The 18,923-nt window shown below is 71.4% G+C and carries 15 protein-coding genes; 4 read left to right on the top strand and 11 right to left on the bottom strand.

Annotated features, from left to right (window positions below):
- Nucleotides 1-14 precede the first annotated feature (14 nt).
- From LLS1_RS06815 to LLS1_RS06805, 3 genes are all read left to right on the top strand, one after another.
- Nucleotides 15-2,018 carry a right-handed parallel beta-helix repeat-containing protein gene (locus LLS1_RS06815; RefSeq protein ID WP_226654231.1) on the top strand — a complete coding sequence of 668 codons (2,004 nt, stop codon included), beginning with the start codon at nucleotides 15-17 and terminating at the stop codon, nucleotides 2,016-2,018.
- 137 nt (nucleotides 2,019-2,155) lie between these two features.
- Nucleotides 2,156-2,770: an SGNH/GDSL hydrolase family protein gene (locus tag LLS1_RS06810; RefSeq protein WP_226654230.1), complete on the top strand. Its 615-nt coding sequence runs from the start codon at nucleotides 2,156-2,158 to the stop codon at nucleotides 2,768-2,770.
- Entirely contained in the window at nucleotides 2,767-3,444 is a 678-nt protein-coding gene (locus LLS1_RS06805; protein WP_223358065.1) for a GntR family transcriptional regulator, read from the top strand. The genes LLS1_RS06810 and LLS1_RS06805 overlap by 4 nt, the downstream gene beginning before the upstream one ends.
- On the opposite strand, the gene LLS1_RS06800 is transcribed toward LLS1_RS06805, so the two are convergent.
- The 9 genes from LLS1_RS06800 to LLS1_RS06760 all read right to left on the bottom strand — a co-directional run bounded on the left by LLS1_RS06800 (nucleotide 3,432) and on the right by LLS1_RS06760 (nucleotide 14,559).
- Nucleotides 3,432-4,268 (bottom strand): amidohydrolase, encoded by an 837-nt coding sequence (locus LLS1_RS06800; RefSeq protein WP_226654228.1) that lies wholly within the window; start codon nucleotides 4,266-4,268, stop codon nucleotides 3,432-3,434. The two genes, LLS1_RS06805 and LLS1_RS06800, sit on opposite strands and share 13 nt — an antisense overlap.
- Complete coding sequence (locus tag LLS1_RS06795) at nucleotides 4,265-5,206, bottom strand: aldo/keto reductase (RefSeq protein ID WP_226654226.1); 942 nt, start codon at nucleotides 5,204-5,206, stop codon at nucleotides 4,265-4,267. Before LLS1_RS06795 ends, LLS1_RS06800 begins: the two co-directional genes overlap by 4 nt.
- Complete coding sequence (locus LLS1_RS06790) at nucleotides 5,176-5,967, bottom strand: ribonuclease activity regulator RraA (protein WP_223358068.1); 792 nt, start codon at nucleotides 5,965-5,967, stop codon at nucleotides 5,176-5,178. Before LLS1_RS06790 ends, LLS1_RS06795 begins: the two co-directional genes overlap by 31 nt.
- Nucleotides 5,964-7,889, bottom strand: coding sequence for a hypothetical protein (locus tag LLS1_RS06785; RefSeq protein WP_226654224.1), 1,926 nt, complete (start codon nucleotides 7,887-7,889; stop codon nucleotides 5,964-5,966). Before LLS1_RS06785 ends, LLS1_RS06790 begins: the two co-directional genes overlap by 4 nt.
- Nucleotide 7,890: 1 nt before the next feature.
- Nucleotides 7,891-8,865: a carbohydrate ABC transporter permease gene (locus LLS1_RS06780; protein ID WP_223358070.1), complete on the bottom strand. Its 975-nt coding sequence runs from the start codon at nucleotides 8,863-8,865 to the stop codon at nucleotides 7,891-7,893.
- Nucleotides 8,865-9,818, bottom strand: coding sequence for a carbohydrate ABC transporter permease (locus LLS1_RS06775; RefSeq protein WP_226654222.1), 954 nt, complete (start codon nucleotides 9,816-9,818; stop codon nucleotides 8,865-8,867). The genes LLS1_RS06780 and LLS1_RS06775 overlap by 1 nt, the downstream gene beginning before the upstream one ends.
- Nucleotides 9,819-9,829: 11 nt before the next feature.
- The gene (locus tag LLS1_RS06770; RefSeq protein WP_226654221.1) at nucleotides 9,830-11,089 is read right to left on the bottom strand and encodes an ABC transporter substrate-binding protein; all 1,260 of its coding nucleotides are present in this window, start codon (nucleotides 11,087-11,089) and stop codon (nucleotides 9,830-9,832) included.
- A 178-nt stretch (nucleotides 11,090-11,267) separates the two neighbouring features.
- Complete coding sequence (locus tag LLS1_RS06765) at nucleotides 11,268-12,599, bottom strand: diguanylate cyclase (protein ID WP_226654219.1); 1,332 nt, start codon at nucleotides 12,597-12,599, stop codon at nucleotides 11,268-11,270.
- Nucleotides 12,600-12,633: 34 nt separating this feature from the next.
- A complete protein-coding gene (locus LLS1_RS06760) occupies nucleotides 12,634-14,559 on the bottom strand; it encodes a sensor domain-containing diguanylate cyclase (protein ID WP_226654216.1) in 1,926 nt (641 codons plus the stop codon).
- A gap of 159 nt (nucleotides 14,560-14,718) precedes the next feature.
- Here LLS1_RS06760 and LLS1_RS06755 point away from each other — a divergent pair, with 159 nt between their 5' ends.
- Entirely contained in the window at nucleotides 14,719-16,335 is a 1,617-nt protein-coding gene (locus LLS1_RS06755) for an MFS transporter (protein ID WP_226654206.1), read from the top strand.
- Here LLS1_RS06755 and LLS1_RS06750 read toward each other — a convergent pair.
- Together LLS1_RS06750 and LLS1_RS06745 are read right to left on the bottom strand one after the other, a co-directional pair.
- Nucleotides 16,322-17,113: a thioesterase family protein gene (locus tag LLS1_RS06750; RefSeq protein ID WP_226654205.1), complete on the bottom strand. Its 792-nt coding sequence runs from the start codon at nucleotides 17,111-17,113 to the stop codon at nucleotides 16,322-16,324. The two genes, LLS1_RS06755 and LLS1_RS06750, sit on opposite strands and share 14 nt — an antisense overlap.
- A gap of 121 nt (nucleotides 17,114-17,234) precedes the next feature.
- The gene (locus LLS1_RS06745) at nucleotides 17,235-18,893 is read right to left on the bottom strand and encodes a LuxR family transcriptional regulator (protein WP_226654203.1); all 1,659 of its coding nucleotides are present in this window, start codon (nucleotides 18,891-18,893) and stop codon (nucleotides 17,235-17,237) included.
- Between the last annotated feature and the right edge of the window lie 30 nt (nucleotides 18,894-18,923).

The raw sequence follows: 18,923 nt of genomic DNA, 5'->3' as shown, positions 1-18,923 counted from the left end.
TATCGATTGGAGCAATGATGCTCGGGTTCCGACGTGCACGCCGCCGACGCGGCCTCCTCCTGGCGGGCGGCCTCGTCGCCGCGGGAGTCCTCCTCACCGCCACAGCGACCTCCGCGGCTGCGGCCCCACCGCCCGGTCACCACCACGGCGGCACGACCTACTACGTGGGCCAGCACCCCGGCAAGGCCGCCAACGGCCGGACCGTGCACTCGGCGTTCGCGTCGGTGCAGGACTGCGCCGACGTCGCCCAGCCGGGCGACACCTGCGTGATCCAGGACGGCATCTACGACGAGACGGTGACCCCGGCGCATTCGGGCACCGCAGCGGCGCCGATCACCTTCACCGCGGCGCCCGGCGCGCATCCCGTGATCAGCGGCGCCGACCCGGTCACCGGATTCACCCCGGTCGGGCCGACCGAGCTCGCGCAGGTCGTGGCCGCCGACCCGTTCGCGGCGAACACCCCGTTCAGCCAGGCCGTCGCCGACGGCAAGGTCTACAGCGCCGGCGTCGACCTCGGCAGCGCAGCCGCCGAGGTGCAGATCTTCACGGACGGGGCGATGGACATCGAGGCCTCGTACCCGTTCCCCGGCACCGACCTCCTGAACCCGGCCGTCGAGCGCGCCGACGCAGGCACCGCGGACGCGACGATCGTCGACTCCACGCTGACCCGTCCCGCCGGGTACTGGGACGGCGCGCGCGTGCTCACGTCGTACTGGTACGTGACGGCCACCGGCACCGTCGCAAGCTCGGCAGTGGGGTCCGTCACGCTGACGACCGCTCCCCCGTGCGTGCACAAGGTCGTGCCGACCGACACCTGGTTCCGGCTCTCCGGCAAGATCGGCGAGCTCTCGCATCCGGGATCCTACTTCTACGACGCGACGGCGAAGCGGCTCTACCTCTACAGCGACGACGACCCGAACGGCCACCGCATCGAGGCGAAGAAGCGCGACCTGGGCTTCGACCTGACGACCGCGAGCAATGTGCACGTGAACGGGATCGGCCTGTTCGCCTCCACCATCCGCACGGGCGACAGCAGCACCGGCGTCCAGCTCGACGGCATCGACGGGAAGTATTTGAGCCACTACTGGGACGTCACCCAGGGCGCGACGGACTGCGGCGCGAACGTGACCCGCGGCGTCGCGACCAGCGGCATCGTCCTGAAAGGCACCGGCAACAGCATCCGCGACAGCCACCTGCAGTACAGCGCGGGCAACGGCGTCTCCCTCGGCGGCTACGGCAACACCGCGGAAGGCAACACCATCACGGACGTCGACTACGCCGGCACCTACGCCGCCGCCGTCGCCGTCCAGGGGCACAGCCAGACCGTCACCCACAACACGATGGCGCGCCTCGGCCGCAGCGGCATCAACCTGCAGTGGAACGGTGTGACCGGCACGACCGCCGGCGCCGACCGGATCGCCTACAACGACATCTCCGGGCACGCCTCGCTCAGTGTCGACACCGCGGCGATCTACTCCTGCTGCTCGGCCCACATGGAAGGCACGCGGATCGACCACAATGTGCTGCACGATCCGACACCCCGCCCCGGCGGCGTGTACCCGTTCGGCATCTCGGGCATCTACGCGGACAACGGGATGAGCGACCTCCAGATCGACAACAACCTCGGCTGGGGCAACCACGAAGGCACCGTCGAGCTGAACGGCCTGGGCACCGGATCCCACGACAACCTCGTCTACAACAACACCGGAGGGATGACGCTCTTCTACGTGAAGGAGGCCGGTCAGTCCACAGGCACGAAGATCTACAACAACATCGGCCCGATCACCGGCCTCGCCGGCGCGACCGACGGCGGCCTCGTGCTGTCGAACAATCTGATCGACGGCGACCCGCTCTACGTGGACCCGGCAGCGCACGACTACCGGCTGCAGGCGGGCTCGCCCGCGCGCAACGCGGCGATCCCCCTACCCGGAGTGAACGATGGCTCGACGGACGCGACGCCCAGCCTCGGCGCGTTCCAGTACGGGGCGGCGCCGTGGACGGCGGGGGCCGGCAGCTAACAGGCAGCCGATCGACGGTGGGGGTCGTGCCCGGGCACGCCCCGCGCCTGCGACTCCTGCGCGCGACTCCCTCCCAGCGATTATCGATTATGCTGGGAGGGATGTCGCACGCCGTGCGATGCGATCGAAGGGGAAACATGACGCAGCGTCTGGTCTTCGCGGGCGACTCCATCACCGACGCGGGGCGGGACCGCACCGACGACGACTCGTTCGGCGACGGCTACGTGTCGCTGATCGCCGACGAGCTTCCGGCACAGGGGGCCGATGTCGTCGTCGTGAACCGGGGGATCTCGGGCGATCGCGCGGTCGACCTGGAGCGACGGTGGGAGGCGGACGTGCGGGCCCAGCGGCCGGACGTGCTGACCGTCTACGTCGGCGTCAACGACATGTGGCGCCGGTTCGATAGCGACGACCCCACCACCGCCCAGGAGTTCGAAGCGACCTACCGGAGGCTGCTCGCCGGAACGGATGCCGACCGCGTCCTCCTGATCGAGCCGTACTTCCTGCCCGTCCGCGCCGAGCAGGCGGAGTGGCCGGCGGACCTCGACGAGAAGCGCGCCGTGATCGCCCGCCTCGCGCAGGAGACCGGCGCGGTGCTGGTGCCGCTGCAGGAGACCTTCTCGCGGGCGGCCGCGGAGCACGGCGTCGCCGCCATCGCGCCCGACGGCGTCCACCCGACCCCGGCGGGCTCCCGGCTGATCGCCGACGCGTGGCTCGCGGCCTACGCAGACCGGGAAGCGGGCGCGCGATGACGGACCCGTTCACCTCCCTCGCCGGGCTCAAGCGCGGGCTGCTCTCCGACCAGATCTACGAGCTGATGAAGACGATGATCAAGGACGGCACGCTCGCCCCCGGCGAGCAGCTCGTCGAGTCGCAGCTCGCCAAGCGCATGCAGGTGAGCCAGGCGCCGGTGCGCGACGCACTCAAACAGCTCGCGCACGAGGGCCTGGTCTCGCACGTGCGCCACCTCGGCAACTTCGTGGCCAGCTACTCCGAAGAGGAGTTCCTGCAGGCGCGCGCCGCGCGGGCGGAGCTGGAGGCGATCGCGGGGCGGCTCGCCTGCGGCACACTCTCCGCCGCCGCCCGGGCGCATCTGGACCAGCTGATCGCACAGATGCACTCGGCCGCCGACGCCGGCGACCTGGACGCGTTCCGCGAACTCGACTTCGCCTTCCACCGCACCGTGGTCGAGGCGAGCGGCAACAGCTACCTGCCGAAGATGTGGGACATCATCGAGCCGGGCCTGCGCTCGATGCACGTGCTCGGCGACCCGAGCTTCGAGGGCGACTGGCACGAGGTCGCCGAGTGGCACCGCAGCCTGCTCGACCAGCTCGACGGGGAGGACCCCGCCGCCGCCTCCGCCCTGTTCCGCGCGCACGCCGCCGGCACCCTGCTGGAGGAGCCGGGACCGGATCAGAGCCGATAGAGGGCACGAGCGGTGCCGCCCCAGAAGGCGGAGGAACCGCCGGGCCCGAGCGCGGGCAGCGCAGCGGCCGTGCGGGCGACGACCTCGGCGTAGGGCGCGACGCGGGCCGACATCGGCCAGTCGCTGCCGAAGAGGAGCCGGTGCGCGCCGAAAGCGTCCACCGCAACCGCGAGCGCGCGCCGCAGTCGACCATCGTCCGGGTCGCGCTCCCCGATCTGACCGGAGGCCTTGGCGGCGACGGAGGGATGCGCGGCGACCGCCCGCAGGCCCGCTTCCCAGTCGGACCCGGGTTCGGCGGCGCCCAGCCCCAGATGACACACGACGATGCGGGTCGCGGGATGCCGGGCGGCCACGGCCGCGACGGCAGGCAGCTGCTCGCTCCGCACGAGGAACTCCACCACACCGGCTGCCGCCGCGACCCGCTCGCACAGGGCGTCGAGACCCGGAACGTCCGCCAGGTCGGCCCGGCGGTCGGGCACCGCGACCCGCACTCCGCGCACGCGCGCGCCGACGGCGCTCCGCGCGGCGCCCGACGGATCGCCCGGCTCGTACTGAAGCACCACCCCGGCGAGCAGCGGGTCGCTCAGGCCGGCCAGCCAGCGCGCCTCCTCCCGCGTGTCGGCGGCCTGCACGGCGACGACCCCGCTCACAGGCCCGACCGGCGTCGTCGCCGCCCGCGACGCCTCGGCCAGATCGCGGACGTTCGCGGCCCGCGGCAGGCCGAGGCCGGGCCGGAACCACGACAGCTCCACCCTGTCCAGATCCCACAGATGCACGTGGGCGTCGACAGCGCCGCTGTCCGGGCTCGCACCGTCGCCTGTCACACCGCCTCCAGCTCGGGCCAGAGCTCCGGCGGGATGGGCGCGGTCGCGGCGGCGACGAACGCCGCCACCTCCGCGGGCGTGCGCGCGCCCACCACGACGGCTTCAGCACCCCGGCGGTCGAGCGGATAGCGCGCCGCCGCATGGGGCAGCTGCACCCCCCTCGCAGTGCAGCGGTCGCGGAGGGCGAGTGCACGGCGCCGCAGCTCCGGGCCGGCCTCGCGGTAGTCGAAGTACGGGCTGCCCACCGGGTCGGCGAGGATCCCCGAGTTGTAGACGCCGGCCGCGATGACGCCGACACCGCGGTCCGCCGCGGCGGGCAGCAGGTCCGACTCCGCGGTGCGGTCGAGCAGGGTCACCCGTCCCGCGATCATGACGACGTCGATGTCGGCCTCGCGCACGAAGCGGGTCAGCGGATCCGGCCACACCATCCCGACGCCGATCGCGCGCACGACCCCGTCCTCCCGCAGCCGGAGCAGTGCGGGGATCGCCTCCCGCAGCGCCTCGTCGACGTCCACGGGGTCGTGCAGGTAGAGCACGTCGATCCTGTCGGTGCCGAGCCGGCGGAGGCTGCCCTCGACGCTGCGGAGCACGCCGTCCGCGCTCAGGTCACCCACGGTGTCGGCGCCCGAGCCGCCCACCGGCACGGGATCACCGTGCGCGTCGACGATGCGGCGCCCGACCTTCGTGGCGATCGAGACGGTGTCGCGGTCGACGCCGCGGAGCGCCGCGCCCAGGCGTCGCTCGCTCGCGCCCGCACCGTAGTGCGGCGCCGTGTCGAAGAACCGGATGCCGTCGGCGAGCGCTGCGTGCACGGTCGCCTCGGCGTCGGCATCCGCCACCGCCCGGAACAGGTTGCCGATCGGCGCGCAGCCGAGGCCGAAGGTCTCCGACGCGCCGGGTGTCGCCGTCAGAGGGCGAACGCCTGGGCGGAACGCCACTCCTCATACTCCTCTCGGGTGTCGGGGGTGAGCGGGTAGTAGTCGCTGAGCCGGGCCCCGTCGTCGAGACGGCTGCGGCTGAACGTCTCCCACTCCTCGTGGTCGCGCGCCGCCTCGATCACCTGGCCGGACATCGCCTGCGGCACGATCACCGGCCCGTCGTCGTCGGCCAGCACCACATCGCCCGGCATGCAGAGAGCGCCCCCGACGGCGACCGGCACGTCGTACGCCCAGGGGAACAGCTCCGTCTGCGACGCATAGTGCGGGGTGGTGCCCGTCGACCAGACCGGGAGCCCGAGTGCTCGGATGCGCGCGGCGTCGCGGATCCGGCCGTCGACCACGATCCCGGCGCCGCCCTTGCGGAGGAAGTAGCGGGCGAGGATGTCGCCGATGCACCCGGAGAACCGGCTCCCGTACGCCTGGATCACCAGCACGTCCCCGGGCTGCACCTGTTCGAGCACGTGCCAGAGCGCGGTGTGCCGCTCCACGTACTCCTGGCCCAGGCCGGACGCGAGGTCCTCACGCTGGGGCATGAACTGCAGGGTGATCGCCGAGCCGACGACGCGCTGGCCGGGGCTCAGCGGCACCGGGCCGTCCACGTACGAGCGCGAGATACCCATCCCGTGCAGCTTGGCGCAGGCGGTGGCGGAGGTGATTGTGTCGAACCCCGCGAGGGTGCTCGCATCGGGGCGCCGGTACGCGCCGCCGCGCACGGGCAGGGTGAAGTCGGGATGCGGGAGCGCGCCCGGGGTCTCTGTCATGGTCGTTCCTTCGTGTTCTCGGCTCGGTCGGTGATCGCGGTGCGGGCGGCCGGCGCGGTGTGCAGCGTCAGCTCGGCGCGGTGCGCGGGAGGCAGGAGGACCACCACACGGTCGCCGTCCGCTTCGAGGCGTACGGGACGCGCGGTGCCGCGACGGGCGGCGTAGGCGGTGCTCGGTCCCGGGAAGTCGAGGCCGTCTTCGACGACGGCGTCGACCGCGACCAGCCGCGGCGAGGCCGGATGCGCCGGACGGACGACCACCCGGCGCGGCTGCGTCGGCGAGACGTTGACGAGCTCGAGGTCGACGCGGTCGCGCTCGACAGCCGTGACCAGCGCCGCGACATCGGGCGGGAGCCCGGGCCGGCCCCGATCGGCGTCCTGGTAGGCGACCGCGGTGAATGGGAGGCCGCCGTTGTAGAGCACCTGCGGCGCCCCGCCCGCGAGCTGCGTCAGCACCTCGGTGACGACCGGGTTCACACGCTGCCAGAAATGCAGATGGACGGTCGCGGGATCGCTGTCGTCGGCGAGGATGAGCGCGACACGGCGGGCCACCTGGCCCAGCGCCATCGACAGCGCGCGCTCCGGATAGTCGGGCAGACGTCCGGCGAGGAAGTCGAGCCACGGCGCCTCGTGCCCCGCCTCGGCCTTGTCGCGGAACGCCATGACCGGGTCGGGCGTCACGGGCAGCCCCTCCCTGACGCGGTCGAGCCGGGCACGGTCGGCAGGGTCGTGCGTCCACCACCAGAGCCAGGTCGGCAGCTCGAGCGGCATCGGCGCGTAATCGAACCAGCCGTCGCGGCCGTAGCGGTGCGGGACGAGCAGTGCCGGCGCGTCGGCGGCGTCGCCGAGCCGGGCGAGCCAGCTCCCACGGAGGCTGTAGGGCGTCTCGGCGACCGAGGCGACCACGGCTTCCTCCAGAACGGTGTCGAGCACACGGCGGGCGGCGTCCAGGTGCCGGTCGTCGCCCGACACCAGGGCGGCGCTCACGCCGCCGACGAGGGTGGCCATTCCGACCGACGGGAGGCCGTGCGGCCAGGTCCAGCCGTAGTGGCCGCCGAACCAGCGGCCGTCGTGCAGACCGCCCACCGTTCCGTCGGGCGCGACGCTGTCGGGCACCAGACCGCCGTTCGCCCGCGCCCGCTCGCTCCAGCCGTCGACGTAGCGCACGATCCACGCGGCCGAGGCGGGGTCGCGGTCCCGCAGCCAGCGGTTGGCGACGAGGCCGGTCGCGGCGAGGTTCACGACGACGTCGCCGGCGGCGGCACGCTGCATGGCCTCCCCCATCGCGCGCGCTGCTTTCGGCTCGGCGAGGTCGCTCCAGCGGGCGATGCCCGGCACGTATTCGAGCGGCAGCCCGTACCGCTCCATCTCGGAGAGGGAGGCGGAATACGGCTCGACCGTGTCGTTGAGGCCTGGGCGCGGCCCGAGCGCGCCGTTGTGCGGTGCGCGGATGATGTTCCGCTCGGCGTCATAGTTGCCGTGAGCGGGGTCGGTGTACAGCTCGGCGAATCGGCGGGCGCGCGCGGCGAAGGCCTCGTCGCCGGGGTCGGCGGCGCACAATCCGTAGAAGAAGAGGAGCGACTCCCCCTGGTGGAACCAGTCGTAGCCGTTCTCGTACTCGCCGGTCAGCATCCCCGCCGCGGTCAGCTGCGCGGTGACGCCCTCCCACTGGCGCTTCGCCGCAGCGAGCACCTCGTCGCTGCCGCCGAGGAGGTAGAACGCCGGCCAGTTGAAGAAGGGCTCGTAGACGTCGTCCACCCCGTCACGGTCGGTGAACTCGGCAGGGAAGAGGATGCCGCCGTCCGGTCCGGTGTAGCGGCGCTCGAAGAGCCGCCACGCCTCCTCGATGTCCGTGAAGAGACGGCGCTGGAGCACCGCCCACGCGGGGATCGCGTCGAGCGGGATGCCGGTGATGGTCTGCACGTCAGCCTTTCGTCGCTCCGGCGACCAGGCCGCCGATGATGTGCCGCTGCATGATGATGAAGAACACGACGATGGGCGCGATCGCCAGCAGCAGGGTCGGGAAGACGACGGTGTAGTCGGTCGAGAACTCCCCCACCGCCGCGTACACGCCTGTCGTCACCGTGTAGATCCCAGAGCTCGGGCCCAGGATGATCTGCGGGCTCACGAAGTCGTTCCAGACGCCGATGGAGTTGAGCACCACGACGGTCGCGACGACCGGCCGCATGATCGGGAAGACGCACGACCAGAAGATGCGGATGCGCCCCGCGCCGTCGAGCGCCGCCGCCTCGTCGATGTCGCGCGGGACGGTGCGCAGGTAGGCGCTGAACAGGAAGATCGTCACCGGCAGCGTCGCGGCCGTCTCGAACAGGATGAACCCGGGGATGGTGTTGATCAGCCCCAGCACCCGGAGCACGAAGACCACCGGGATCAGCGTCACCTGGCCCGGGATGAAGAGCCCGGAGACGAACAGGAGCAGGAGTGCCGTGTGCCACTTCTTCCGGCCGCGCGCGATCACGTAGGCGACGGGTGCCGACAGCAGGATGCAGAACAGGTTCACCAGCGCGACGAACAGCAGGGTGATGCCGTACGCCGCGATCACGTTGAACTTGGTGCTGGTGATCGCGTTCCACAGGAACTCGAGGGTGAACGACGTGGGCGAGATCTCCAGCGGGTGCTGGATGATCTCCTGCTGCGGTTTGAACGCGCTGATCACCAGCACGTAGAGCGGCACGAGCATCACCAGCGCGGTCGCGCCGAGGGCGATCCAGCGCACGACGGCGGCGACGGGCGAGCGGTGCGCGCTCGCGGGACCGCGGCCCCGTCGCCGCTGCGGCGCCGTCGTTCGCGGCGTGCGGCGGCCCGAGCGGGCGTCCTCCGGTTCGGCGAGCAGCAGCTCCGCGCCGACGTTGGGCGTGTCCTGCAGGGGTGTCGTCATCAGTCGGTCACCTTCTTCTCCGCGCCGCGGCGGGCGAACGTCACGGCGAGCCCGATCGCCGCCGTGATGATCAGGAGCACGACGGACTGGGCCGCGCCGAGCCCGAGCCGCGACTGCGCGAACGAGTCTTTGAGGATCTGGTAGACGATCGTCTGCGTGGAGGCGGCCGGACCCCCGTCGGTCAAGGCCAGCACCACGTCGTAGACCTTGAGGAGGCCGACCAGCGTGAGCACCAGGTTCACCGTCACGACCGGTGCGATCATCGGCACCGTCACGCTGCGGAACTGCTGCCACCTGGTCGCCCCGTCGACGGTCGCGGCCTCGTAGAACTCCGTCGGAACCGACTTGATGCCGGCGATGTAGAGGATCATGTTGAACCCGAAATGCGCCCACACGATGGTCAGGATGACGGTCGTCTTGGCGAACGTCGGATCCGTCAGGAACGGCACCGGACCGATCCCCGCGATCCCGAGCAGCTCGTTGACCGCGCCGTGCGGGGCCAGCAGCGCCGACCACAGGAAGCCGATGATCAGCGCGCTGATGATGTACGGGTAGAAGAAGATCGTCCGCAGCACCGTGTTCGCCCGGCCCGGCCCCGAGATGAGGGCGGCGAGCAGGAGCCCGAAGCCGTTGCAGAGGATGGTCCCCACCACGGCGACCGTCGCCGTGAACACCGCGGCGTCGATCGTGCGCGGGTTGCGGAACGCGTACTGGTAGTTCTCCAGCCCGATGAAGTCGAAGCGCAGGCTGTAGCCGTTCCAGTCGGTCAGGCTGAGCACGAACGCCAGGATCATCGGGACGATGAACATCACGAGGAACACCAGCACGGCGGGTCCGGCCATCACGAGGCCCGCGAGCCGATCGCCCCAATTCGGGCGGGTGCGACGGCGGCTGCCCGCGTCGCCGGACCGCGCGCGCGGGCGCGGTCCGGGTGCGACGGTCTCGGTCGTCATGGGGGCGGCGCTCACTTGAGGTTGGCGCTGAACCAGTCGTCCATCGCCTTGTTCACGTCGCCGGGCGCGGTGCCCCCGAGCAGCGCCTGCGTCTGGGCGTTGATCTCCGTCGAGTAGCCGCTCGGGAGGGTGCGCTCGCCGTAGCCCTGACCGGTCGGTGTGTACGCGTCGTCCGGGGTGTCGGCGACGATCGTCGCGAGGTCGGTGCCGAGCGCCGTCGTGTCGTACTCGTAGCCGGCCCGGTAGTTGCCGTCGACCTTCAGCTGGTCGAGGATGGCGGCCTTGTCCGTCACCAGCCACTCGACCAGCTTGGCCGCCGCGTCGACGTGCTTGGAGTCCTTCATGATCACGTAGGGGCTGGCGATGTTGGCTCCCATCGCGGGCTGTTTGACGCCGTCGACGGCCGGGGCGCGGAAGACGCCGATGTTCGCCGGGGAGGTCGCCGCGGCCTCGCTCGCCACGAACCAGCTGCCCATCGGGTACAGCGCCGACTTGCCGGCGAGGAAGTTCTGCTCGGCGTCGGCGTACTTGATGCCCAGGGCGTCGTCGTTGACGTAGCCCTGCTTGATCCAGTCGGCGTACTCGTCGACCGAGGCGCCGTAGGTCGTGCTGAAGGTGAGCTTGCCGGCGCTCATCTTCTGGTACCAGTCGGGATGCTCGGCGACGACGGTGGGGAGCCCGACGGTCTGCAGCGCGTAGCTCGACATCCAGTCGCCTCCGGTCTGGATGCCGGTCCAGCCCGCCTTCTTCAGCTTCGCCAGGTCGTCGGAGAGCTCCTCCACCGTCGTCGGCGTCTGGGCGATGCCGGCCGCGGCGAAGGCGTCCTTGTTGTAGAACCAGAGGCTTTGCAGCTGCATCCCGATTCCGGCCATGTAGTACTTGCCGTCGATCGTGTACTGCTCCGCCAGCGGCCCGTCGGTGGCCCACTTGTACGTCGAGAGGTCGACGAGTTCGGGGGCGAGCTCGGTCGAGGGCGGCAGCGACTCGACGACGTCGGGGGCCTCGCCGGCGGCCAGCAGACGCGGGACAGCGGCTGCCACTCCTTCGGCGCCCGGGTTCTGGATCTTCACGTCGATGTCGGGGTGGGCCTTCTCGAAGGGCTTCACCAGCTCGTTCCACCAGTCCTCGGTGAGATTCGGGGTGACGTTGACGAGCAGGCTGACGGTCTGCGTGCCGCCGCTCTCCGCGGTGCCACCGGCCGCGCATCCGCTCAAGCCCAGGGCGGCAGCCGCGAGGGCGCCGACCGCGATCATGGTTCGCCTGCTGATCATCTTCGATCCTCTCCGTGCGCACGACCACCGTGTCGCCGGGAGCAACAATAATCGATAATCGGTTATGTCGCAAACAGGAAGCGCCATGACGCGAACGACCCCGGGCGCGAGGCACCGGGGTCGTTCGTGGATCATCCGCGTCAGCGGAGGCGCGGCTCCTGCACGGGCTTCACCCCTGTCACTCCACCGCGCCGAGGCTGATGCCGACGACGCGATCGCCGCCGCCGCTCTTCGCCTCGTACATGGCGTGGTCGGCGAGCCGGACGAGCGAGTCGAGGTTCCAGGTCGGGTCGCCGTGCCGGGCGACCACCATGCCGATGCTGGCCCGGACGCCGACGCCCGGAGGCAGGGACGCGTACGGAGCACCGATCGCGAGCCGGATGCGCTCCGCGACGTCGTTCGCGGCGGCGAGATCGGGCACGTCGCAGACGACGACGAACTCGTCGCCGCCGTATCGGGCGACCAGGTCGCGCTGGCGGACCAGCTCCCGCAGCCGACCGCCCACCTGCCGCAGGAGCCCGTCGCCGACGTGGTGGCCGAGGGAGTCGTTGACCGCCTTGAAGCCGTCCAGGTCGATGAAGAGCGTCGCCTGCAGGGCGGCGTCCCCGACCTCGGACTCCAGGACGAGCGCTTCGAGCAGCCGACGGTTCGGCAGCCCGGTGGTCTCGTCGTGGGTCGCGGCGTGGGCGAGCCTGCGCTGGAGCCGCAGCGAGGTCGCCGCCTGCCCGGCCTGACCGGCAAGCGCATCCGCGAGCGGGACGGCCTCCGCGTCGAAGACGCGAGGATGGAGGAAATAGCACACGAAGACGCCGAACAGGTCGGTCTCGTGACGGATCGGGGCGATGAGCAGCGAATGGACGCCGGCGCTACGCATCGCGTGCCCCAGGTCAGTGTCCAGCGCGTCCGCCTCGTCGGTGCCGCTGAGGAGCAGCACCCGGCCGCTCGCCACGACGGCGGCGATCGTCGGCGCGAGATCGAGCGCGCTCGCCAGCGGGTCGGATCCGGCCGACCGCACGAACGCGCCGCTCTCCTCGTCGACGAAGAAGACGGCCGCCTCCTCCGACTGATAGGAACGGCCCACCGTGCGCGCGAGGATCTCGGCGAGCTCGGGCTCCGTCCGCGCCGTCGCGAAGGCGATCGAAGCCTGGATGATCAGTTCGAGACGGTTGCGGGTGCGCTCCTCGAGCGATCTCGTCTGCGCGAGACGGTCCACCAGGAGGGCCCGATCGGAGGTCTCGACGAGCAGGATGAACTCACCGTCCGGCCGCGCCGCCCGGCTGGTCACCACGGCTCGCTCCGACCCGTCGACATGGAGGACCCGCTCGAACACAGCACCGACGAGCGAGGACGACTCGGGGCTCGCCAGGAGCCCGCGCAAGGGGCGGCCGACGAGCGACGCAGCGTCGAGCCCGGTCCAGACGCTGAACAGTCCCGTCGAGTCGACGACGAGCCCGTCGTGATCGACGACGACGACGGCGCACGGCAACTCCTCGGCGTTCAGCGCCTCCATCTCGTTCTCCTCCGTCCGGACGATCGCTCCGAGATTACCGTGACACTCTGTTTCGACCGCCGCGCTTGGCGCGATACATCGCGGCATCGGCGGCGTCGATCACGTCCTTCGCGGAGGAGCGCGTCGCGATCTCGACGAAACCGCACGATCCGGACACCTGGACGATGCCCTGGTCGGTCTCGATCGGGAGATTGACGAGGTCGACGAGGCGACCGGCGAGTGCGTCGCCGTCGGCGTCGGCCGTTCCCGGGCTGAAGACGACGAACTCGTCGCCCGCCAGCCGGGAGACCAGGTCGGTGGAGCGGCAGGCGCCGGTGAGGCGGTCGGCGACGGTGCGGAGGACCGCGTCTCCTGTCTCGTGGCCGAGACGGTCGTTGATCTGCTTGAATCCGTCGAGGTCGAGGAACAGCACGATCCCGCCCGGCACCGGCGCCGTCGCCAGCGCCGCCTCGATGCGGCCTTCGAGGGAGCGGCGGTTGTGCAGGCCGGTCAGATAGTCGATGAGGGCGAGCTGCGCGAGCTGGGCCTCCCCGTGTCGCTCGAGGGCGCCCGCGATCTCCCGGCCGAGCTCCCGCACCTCCCTCGCGGTCTCGCCCCACGCGAGAGAGCGCCCGCTGACGCTCTCTTTCCATTCCGAGAAGGACCGCCGGGGCGAGAGGGGGGTGTCGCGGTTGTCCGCCGACTGGTCGCCGAGCCAGCGGATCACCTGGGTCGCCTCCACCCGGAACAGCACCAGCACCCCGCGGGGGCCGAGTGAGGCGACGAGCAGGCCGGCGAAGCCGGCGACCAGGCCGGCGAGGCCCGGATGGCTGCGCGCCACCTCATCGGTCTGGAACGCCTCGATGCCGATGGAGTCGAGCAGTTGGCTGCGATCAGTGTGGGGGACGCGCCCGATGCTGCGGCTGACGCCGTCGATCGAGACGATGGCGCCGTCCGCCCGCACCAGCTCGAGCAGCTGACTACCCTGGGCCACGAGGGCGAGGAGCGGGTCGGCCGCCGACGGCAGGGCGCTCAGCAGCACGCCGCGACGGCCCTGGAGGGAGAGGTCGTGCCGGAGTGCGGCGATGGACTCCAGCGCGACCAGCTGCAATGTCATCTGCGCGGCCAGCACCTCGATAGCCCGGCGAAGGAGCACCGGCATGCGCTTCGGTGTGCGGTGGGCGCACGTGATCATCCCGACGAGGCGGCCGTCGTGGATGAGTGAGAACGACACGGTCGAGGCCTGCCCCATGTTCCGCATGAACTCGAGGTGGTGCGGGGAGACCGCGCGCAGCTCGGCCTGGCTCAGGTCCAGGGGCGGCTCCGCGGCATCCAGGGCGACGAGCGGTGTTCCGAGGTCGTCGGTGCTGACGATCGCACGCGAGAGCTTGGTGAGGTAGAGCGCCCGCGCCTGCTGGGGGATGTCCGAGGCGGGGAACCGCAGCCCCTGGTAGGGCTCCATGTCGGTCTCGGCGGCTTCGCCGGCCACCTCGCCGTGCCCGTCCTCGAAGAAGCGGTAGACCATGACACGGTCGAAGCCGGTCATCCGCTTCACCTCCGCAGCCGTCTCGCGGCGCAGGTCGTCGAGCTCGGCGACGAGGCCGAGCCGACGGATGGCCTCCACGACCGAGTACGTCGGCTGACCGGCGATCGCGACCGCCGGCTCCAGTTCGAGCACGATGCGGCCACCGACCAGGTGGGTGATCGCGTCGTACGGCGCCCCGGACAGCTCGACGCGCACCGGGTCCCCCTGCAGCCCGGCCGTGGCGCTCCACTCGATCGTGGGGCTCTGCAGTTCCGAGATCGGGCGGCCGAGCCACTCGCGCGCGTTCTCGCTCGCGACGACGATCTCGAAGGTGGCGGGGTCGACGGCCAGCAGGATCCCGTGCGACTGGATGCGACCGGGTGTGCGGATCGGCTCGCGCACGCACTCTTCGAGTCGGCGGAGTTCCGCGGAGTCCACCGTGCCGTCATCAGCCATCCGGCCAGAATAACTTGCCGATCAGCACTCCAAAACGAAAACGGAAGGTGCACGATTCGACGAGTTTGGCAATCCCCCCGGAGATATTTATGCCCTTCCCGCGCAGCCCCTCGCGCGGATAGCATCCGGCCACCTGGATTCGGCGGAAGAGGTGTCGGGATGGCGCAACGATGGGGTGCGGTGACAGTGCTCGGCGCCGCCCAGTTCGTGATGGTGCTGGACAGCACCGTGATGAACGTGTCCATCTCGACGGTCGTCGCCGACCTGCACACCACCATCGAGGCGATGCAGACGACGATCACCTTCTACACGCTGACGATGGCGGCGTTCATGCTCCTCGGCGCCAAGCTCGGCGACATCTGGGGGCGGCGGCGCGCACTGGTCATCGGATCGATCGTCTACGCGATCGGGTCGGGGACGACGGCGCTGAGCCCGAACATCGGCGTGCTCTTCGTCGGCTGGTCGGTCATCGAGGGCCTCGGCGCCGTGCTCGTCATCCCCGCCATCGCAGCGCTCATCGCGGACAACTACTCCGGCCACGCCCGGGTCACCGCCTTCGCGGTGATCGGCGCGGCCTCGGGTGTCGCCGTCGCAGCGGGCCCGCTGATCGGCGGCTTCCTCACGACGTACGCGAGCTGGCGATACGTGTTCGCCGGCGAAGTGGTCGTCATGGCCGTCGTGCTGCTGTTCAACCGATTCGTCCGCACGGCGGGGGCCACCAGGCCGGTGCGCATCGACGTTCTCTCCGTGCTGCTGTCCGCCGCCGGTCTCGTGTTCATCGTCTGGGGCCTCCTCCAGTCCAAGGTGTGGGGCTGGGTGCTTCCCACCACGGACGTCTCCCTCCTCGGCCTCTCGCCGGTGCCCTTCATCGTGGCGGCGGGCGCCGTGGTGCTCTGGCTGTTCTTCGTTCGCCAGCGCCGCCTGGTGGCGAGCGGCCGGGCACCCCTGGTCGACACGCGGATCCTGGCCCTGCGGCAGCTGCGCGCCGGCGTGGGGAGCATCGGCCTGCAATACACGGTGACGGCGGGGCTGTTCTTCGTGGTGCCGATCTACCTGCAGCTCACCCTCGGCCTCGATGCGCTCTCGACGGGCCTGCGGGTCTTCCCGCTCTCGGTCGCCCTGGTGCTGTTCTCGATCGTCGGCACCGTGCTGGCGCGGCGCGTGCCGACCCGCCGCATCGTGCGCATCGGCCAGCTCGCCCTCGTGGTGGCGAGCCTGGTGCTCCTCGGCTCCGTCGACCCGAAGCTCGACACCTTCGTCTTCGGTGCCGGGATGTTCGTCGCGGGCGCGGCGCTCGGGCTCCTCGCCTCCCAACTCGGAAACGCCACGATGTCGGCCGTCGGGCCGGACGAGCTGAGCGAGGCGGGAGGCGTGCAGGGGGTCTTCCAGAACCTCGGCTCCTCGCTCGGCACGGCGCTGGTCGGGTCGGTGCTCATCGCTGCCCTGTCCACCGCCTTCGCGGGCAATGTCGCCGCGAGCGACCTCCCGCAGGACGTCCAGACGCAGGTGCAGGAGCAGACCAGCCAGGGCGTCGGCGTCATCCCTGTCTCCGGGGTCTCAGCGATCGCGGAGAAGGCGGGCCTCTCGTCGTCGGACAGCGCCACCCTGCAGTCGATCTACAGCGAATCCCAGCTGGAGGCGCTGCGGCTGTCCTTCGCCGCCCTCGCGCTCATCTCGTGCGCCGCCCTCTTCTTCTCCCGCCACCTCCCGACGAGGCTCGAGGAGGAGACCGGCGAGACGGACGACGCGCCGGACGCCGCCGTCAGAGCTTCCTGATCGTCAGCGACTGCTCGGCGAAGCCGCACGCGCCGGCCGCGTCGTGGAGCACCGACCGCGTCACGCCGAGCCCGGTCGCGCCGAAGACGACCTCGGTGTCCAGACCGAGCCACGGTCCGGCCGGCGTGCGGTGGAGGTGCACGGTGAGGTCGACGTTGGGGAACATCCACTCGATGGGGTGGCGCCGCACGGCCACCCCGTTCGCCGTGTCCACCAGCGCGAGCCACGCCGCGACGGGATCGACCTCGACGCCCGCCACGAGGTCGCACGGCGTCGACAACCAGACCGTCGCGCGACCCGGCTCCGGCGGGAGCACTGCGCGCGCGTCGAGCGAGGCGACGTAGCCGCCGCGCCACACGTCCGCCATCGGCCAGCTCACGGCGGCCTCCGGAGAGACGAGCCCCTCGGAGGCACCTCCCGCCACCTCCGCCGTGTCGAACGCCGCGAGCAGCCACGCCCGCGCCTTCACCACGGCACGACCACGGATCACCGCCGTCGCCTCCACCAGCTCGATCGTCCGCCCAGGACGGATCGTCTCGACCGTGAGCTCCACCGGCTCCAGGGCGAGGAACCCCAGGATGTCGTAGCTGATCCGTCCCAGCTGCAGCGGCGGTCCCTGGCGGTCGGCGGCATGACGGAGGATGGCGTGCGCGATCAGCCCGCCGAGCGGGCTGAAATGGATCTCATCGTCCGCCCACGCGCCGCCGGCCCGACGGGTCGGGTCGAACGTCCGCTCGCTCGTCTGCAGGAAGTATGCCGTCGGCGCCAGGGGGTTCACGGTGTCCAGACTAGGCGGTGGTGGGCTCCCCCTCGGCTGCGGCCGGCGCCCGAATGCTCAGGAGGCATTCTCATCGCCGATCACTGCCGGCCCGGAGGATTCGACAGGTACGCGCGGGCCGCTACCGGTCGGCCTCCCGCGGACCGGCCGCCTCGACCGTCCTGGCGACGGCCACCGGCCGGCGGACGGTGCCGCTGGTCGCGTGCAGAGCGGTCACCGGCACGGACGGGGTCCTGGGGCTGCCCGGCGCCTCCGAGAACAGGCGGTAGCCCGCGGCGAGCCGCAGCGCCTCGTCCCGTGTCGAGCAGCCCAGCTTGCGGTACATCGATTGCAGCTGGGACTTGACCGTGTTCGGCGACACATGGAAGGACGCCGCGATGGCGGCAGTGGTGTCGTGCGCCGGAAGGGCGCGGAGTATCCGGAGCTCGCCGACCGTGAGCTGCGGTCGTGCCTTGATGTCGATGCGCTCGAGATCGCCCACCATGCCGTCGAACCCGCGCGGGATGTCCTGCGGGAGGTGCTGCCTGACCAGCTCCACCAGTTGACGCGGCGCTGAGGCGAAGAGACGCCGGCTGTCGCGGCGCGTCCCGACTCTGAGCACCCGCACGGCGGTGTCGCGCAGGAGGCCGCCCGTCGTCGCAAACTCGTGCCAGGCCGAGAGCACCAGCCACTCGGCGTGCGCCGCCGGGCCGAGGGTGCGGTCGGCGCCCAGGGTGCGCAGGAGCCGGGCGGCTCCGTCGACGTCGCCTTCGTGCAGGCCGAGCCGCACGCGAGCGAGCGAGGTCAGGACGCCGGAGCCGTCGCTTCCCGCCAGCGACCGTGCTGCGGCGAACTCCCCCAGCGCGATCAGTGCCTCGATCGAGGCGGCCGCGACGACGTCGTCCGCGAACGACCCCGACTGCGTCGGATGCGCGGCCGCGGCGAGCCGGATCGCCTCCAGCGCCTCGTCGGGCCGATGCCGGGCGAGCAGGGAGCGGGAGCGCGCCAGCAGGGCGAACGGCCAGGTCAGCTCGACGCTGTCGTAGGGCTCCAGGGCCGCGAGCCGCTCGTCGAGGTCGTCCGCGAGCCGCTCCGCGCCGACCAGGGCCGAGGCCGCGCTCTCGGTCGCCCGGGCGGCACTCCGGTGGGCGGGGGTCGCCGGTGGCTGCTTCGCTGCCTCCGCCAGTGCGTTCACGGCGTCGTCGAGCGAGCCGCGCATCGCGTGGGCGAGGGCCATGCGGCCCAGCGCGAGCCGCTCGGCGTCGCGTTGGAGCGCGAACCGGCCGAGCTGTCGCGCGGTGGCGAACTCGACCAGCGCACGCACGGAATCCCCGGCGGCGAGCAGGGTCGACCCGATCTCGTGGTGGTAGTACCAGAGCGGACCGTCGGTGCGCTCGCGCGACTCGACCCGCGTCTGCACGATCCGGTCCTCCAGCCGCCGCGCGTACACGAGAGACGACTCGAGGTCTCCGCTCGACCGGAAGGCGATCATCTGCGCGAGCGCCAGCAGGTCCAGCTCGTCCGGGCCGAACAGCCGTGCCTGATCGGCGCTCACGAGCGGCTTGAACGGCCGCGCCGTGCGCGCGAGCACCGGGGTCAGCGGGTGCAGCAACCGCAGGATCGGGTGGCGCTCCAGCAGCGGGCTCGGCAGCGCGACGATCGTGGAGAGCAGCAGTTCGTGGTGCGAACTGTAGAGGGGCCACACATTGTCGAGCACCGCGGTCGCGATGCTCCCCTGGTTGCCGCCGGCGAGCGCATGCCGCAGTTCACTCTCGGCGCGGTCCGCATCGTTCAGATTCATGTCGTTCCCCTCGTCGGGTGAGGACTGTGG

This window comes from Leifsonia sp. LS1 (genome assembly GCF_020521355.1).
Taxonomy (GTDB): Bacteria; Actinomycetota; Actinomycetes; order Actinomycetales; family Microbacteriaceae; genus Leifsonia.
The sequence above is the reverse complement of the archived record's forward strand: the minus strand, read 5'-3'. Positions and strand labels throughout refer to the sequence as shown.

Excerpts from the sequence above, each read along its gene's own strand:
- LLS1_RS06815 (WP_226654231.1), top strand. The coding sequence starts at position 15 with ATGATGCTCGGGTTCCGACGTGCACGCCGCCGACGCGGCCTCCTCCTG.
- LLS1_RS06810 (WP_226654230.1), top strand. The coding sequence starts at position 2,156 with ATGACGCAGCGTCTGGTCTTCGCGGGCGACTCCATCACCGACGCGGGG.
- LLS1_RS06805 (WP_223358065.1), top strand. The coding sequence starts at position 2,767 with ATGACGGACCCGTTCACCTCCCTCGCCGGGCTCAAGCGCGGGCTGCTC.
- LLS1_RS06790 (WP_223358068.1), bottom strand. The coding sequence starts at position 5,967 with ATGACAGAGACCCCGGGCGCGCTCCCGCATCCCGACTTCACCCTGCCC.
- LLS1_RS06780 (WP_223358070.1), bottom strand. The coding sequence starts at position 8,865 with ATGACGACACCCCTGCAGGACACGCCCAACGTCGGCGCGGAGCTGCTG.
- LLS1_RS06775 (WP_226654222.1), bottom strand. The coding sequence starts at position 9,818 with ATGACGACCGAGACCGTCGCACCCGGACCGCGCCCGCGCGCGCGGTCC.
- LLS1_RS06770 (WP_226654221.1), bottom strand. The coding sequence starts at position 11,089 with ATGATCAGCAGGCGAACCATGATCGCGGTCGGCGCCCTCGCGGCTGCC.
- LLS1_RS06765 (WP_226654219.1), bottom strand. The coding sequence starts at position 12,599 with ATGGAGGCGCTGAACGCCGAGGAGTTGCCGTGCGCCGTCGTCGTCGTC.
- LLS1_RS06760 (WP_226654216.1), bottom strand. The coding sequence starts at position 14,559 with ATGGCTGATGACGGCACGGTGGACTCCGCGGAACTCCGCCGACTCGAA.
- LLS1_RS06755 (WP_226654206.1), top strand. The coding sequence starts at position 14,719 with ATGGCGCAACGATGGGGTGCGGTGACAGTGCTCGGCGCCGCCCAGTTC.
- LLS1_RS06745 (WP_226654203.1), bottom strand. The coding sequence starts at position 18,893 with ATGAATCTGAACGATGCGGACCGCGCCGAGAGTGAACTGCGGCATGCG.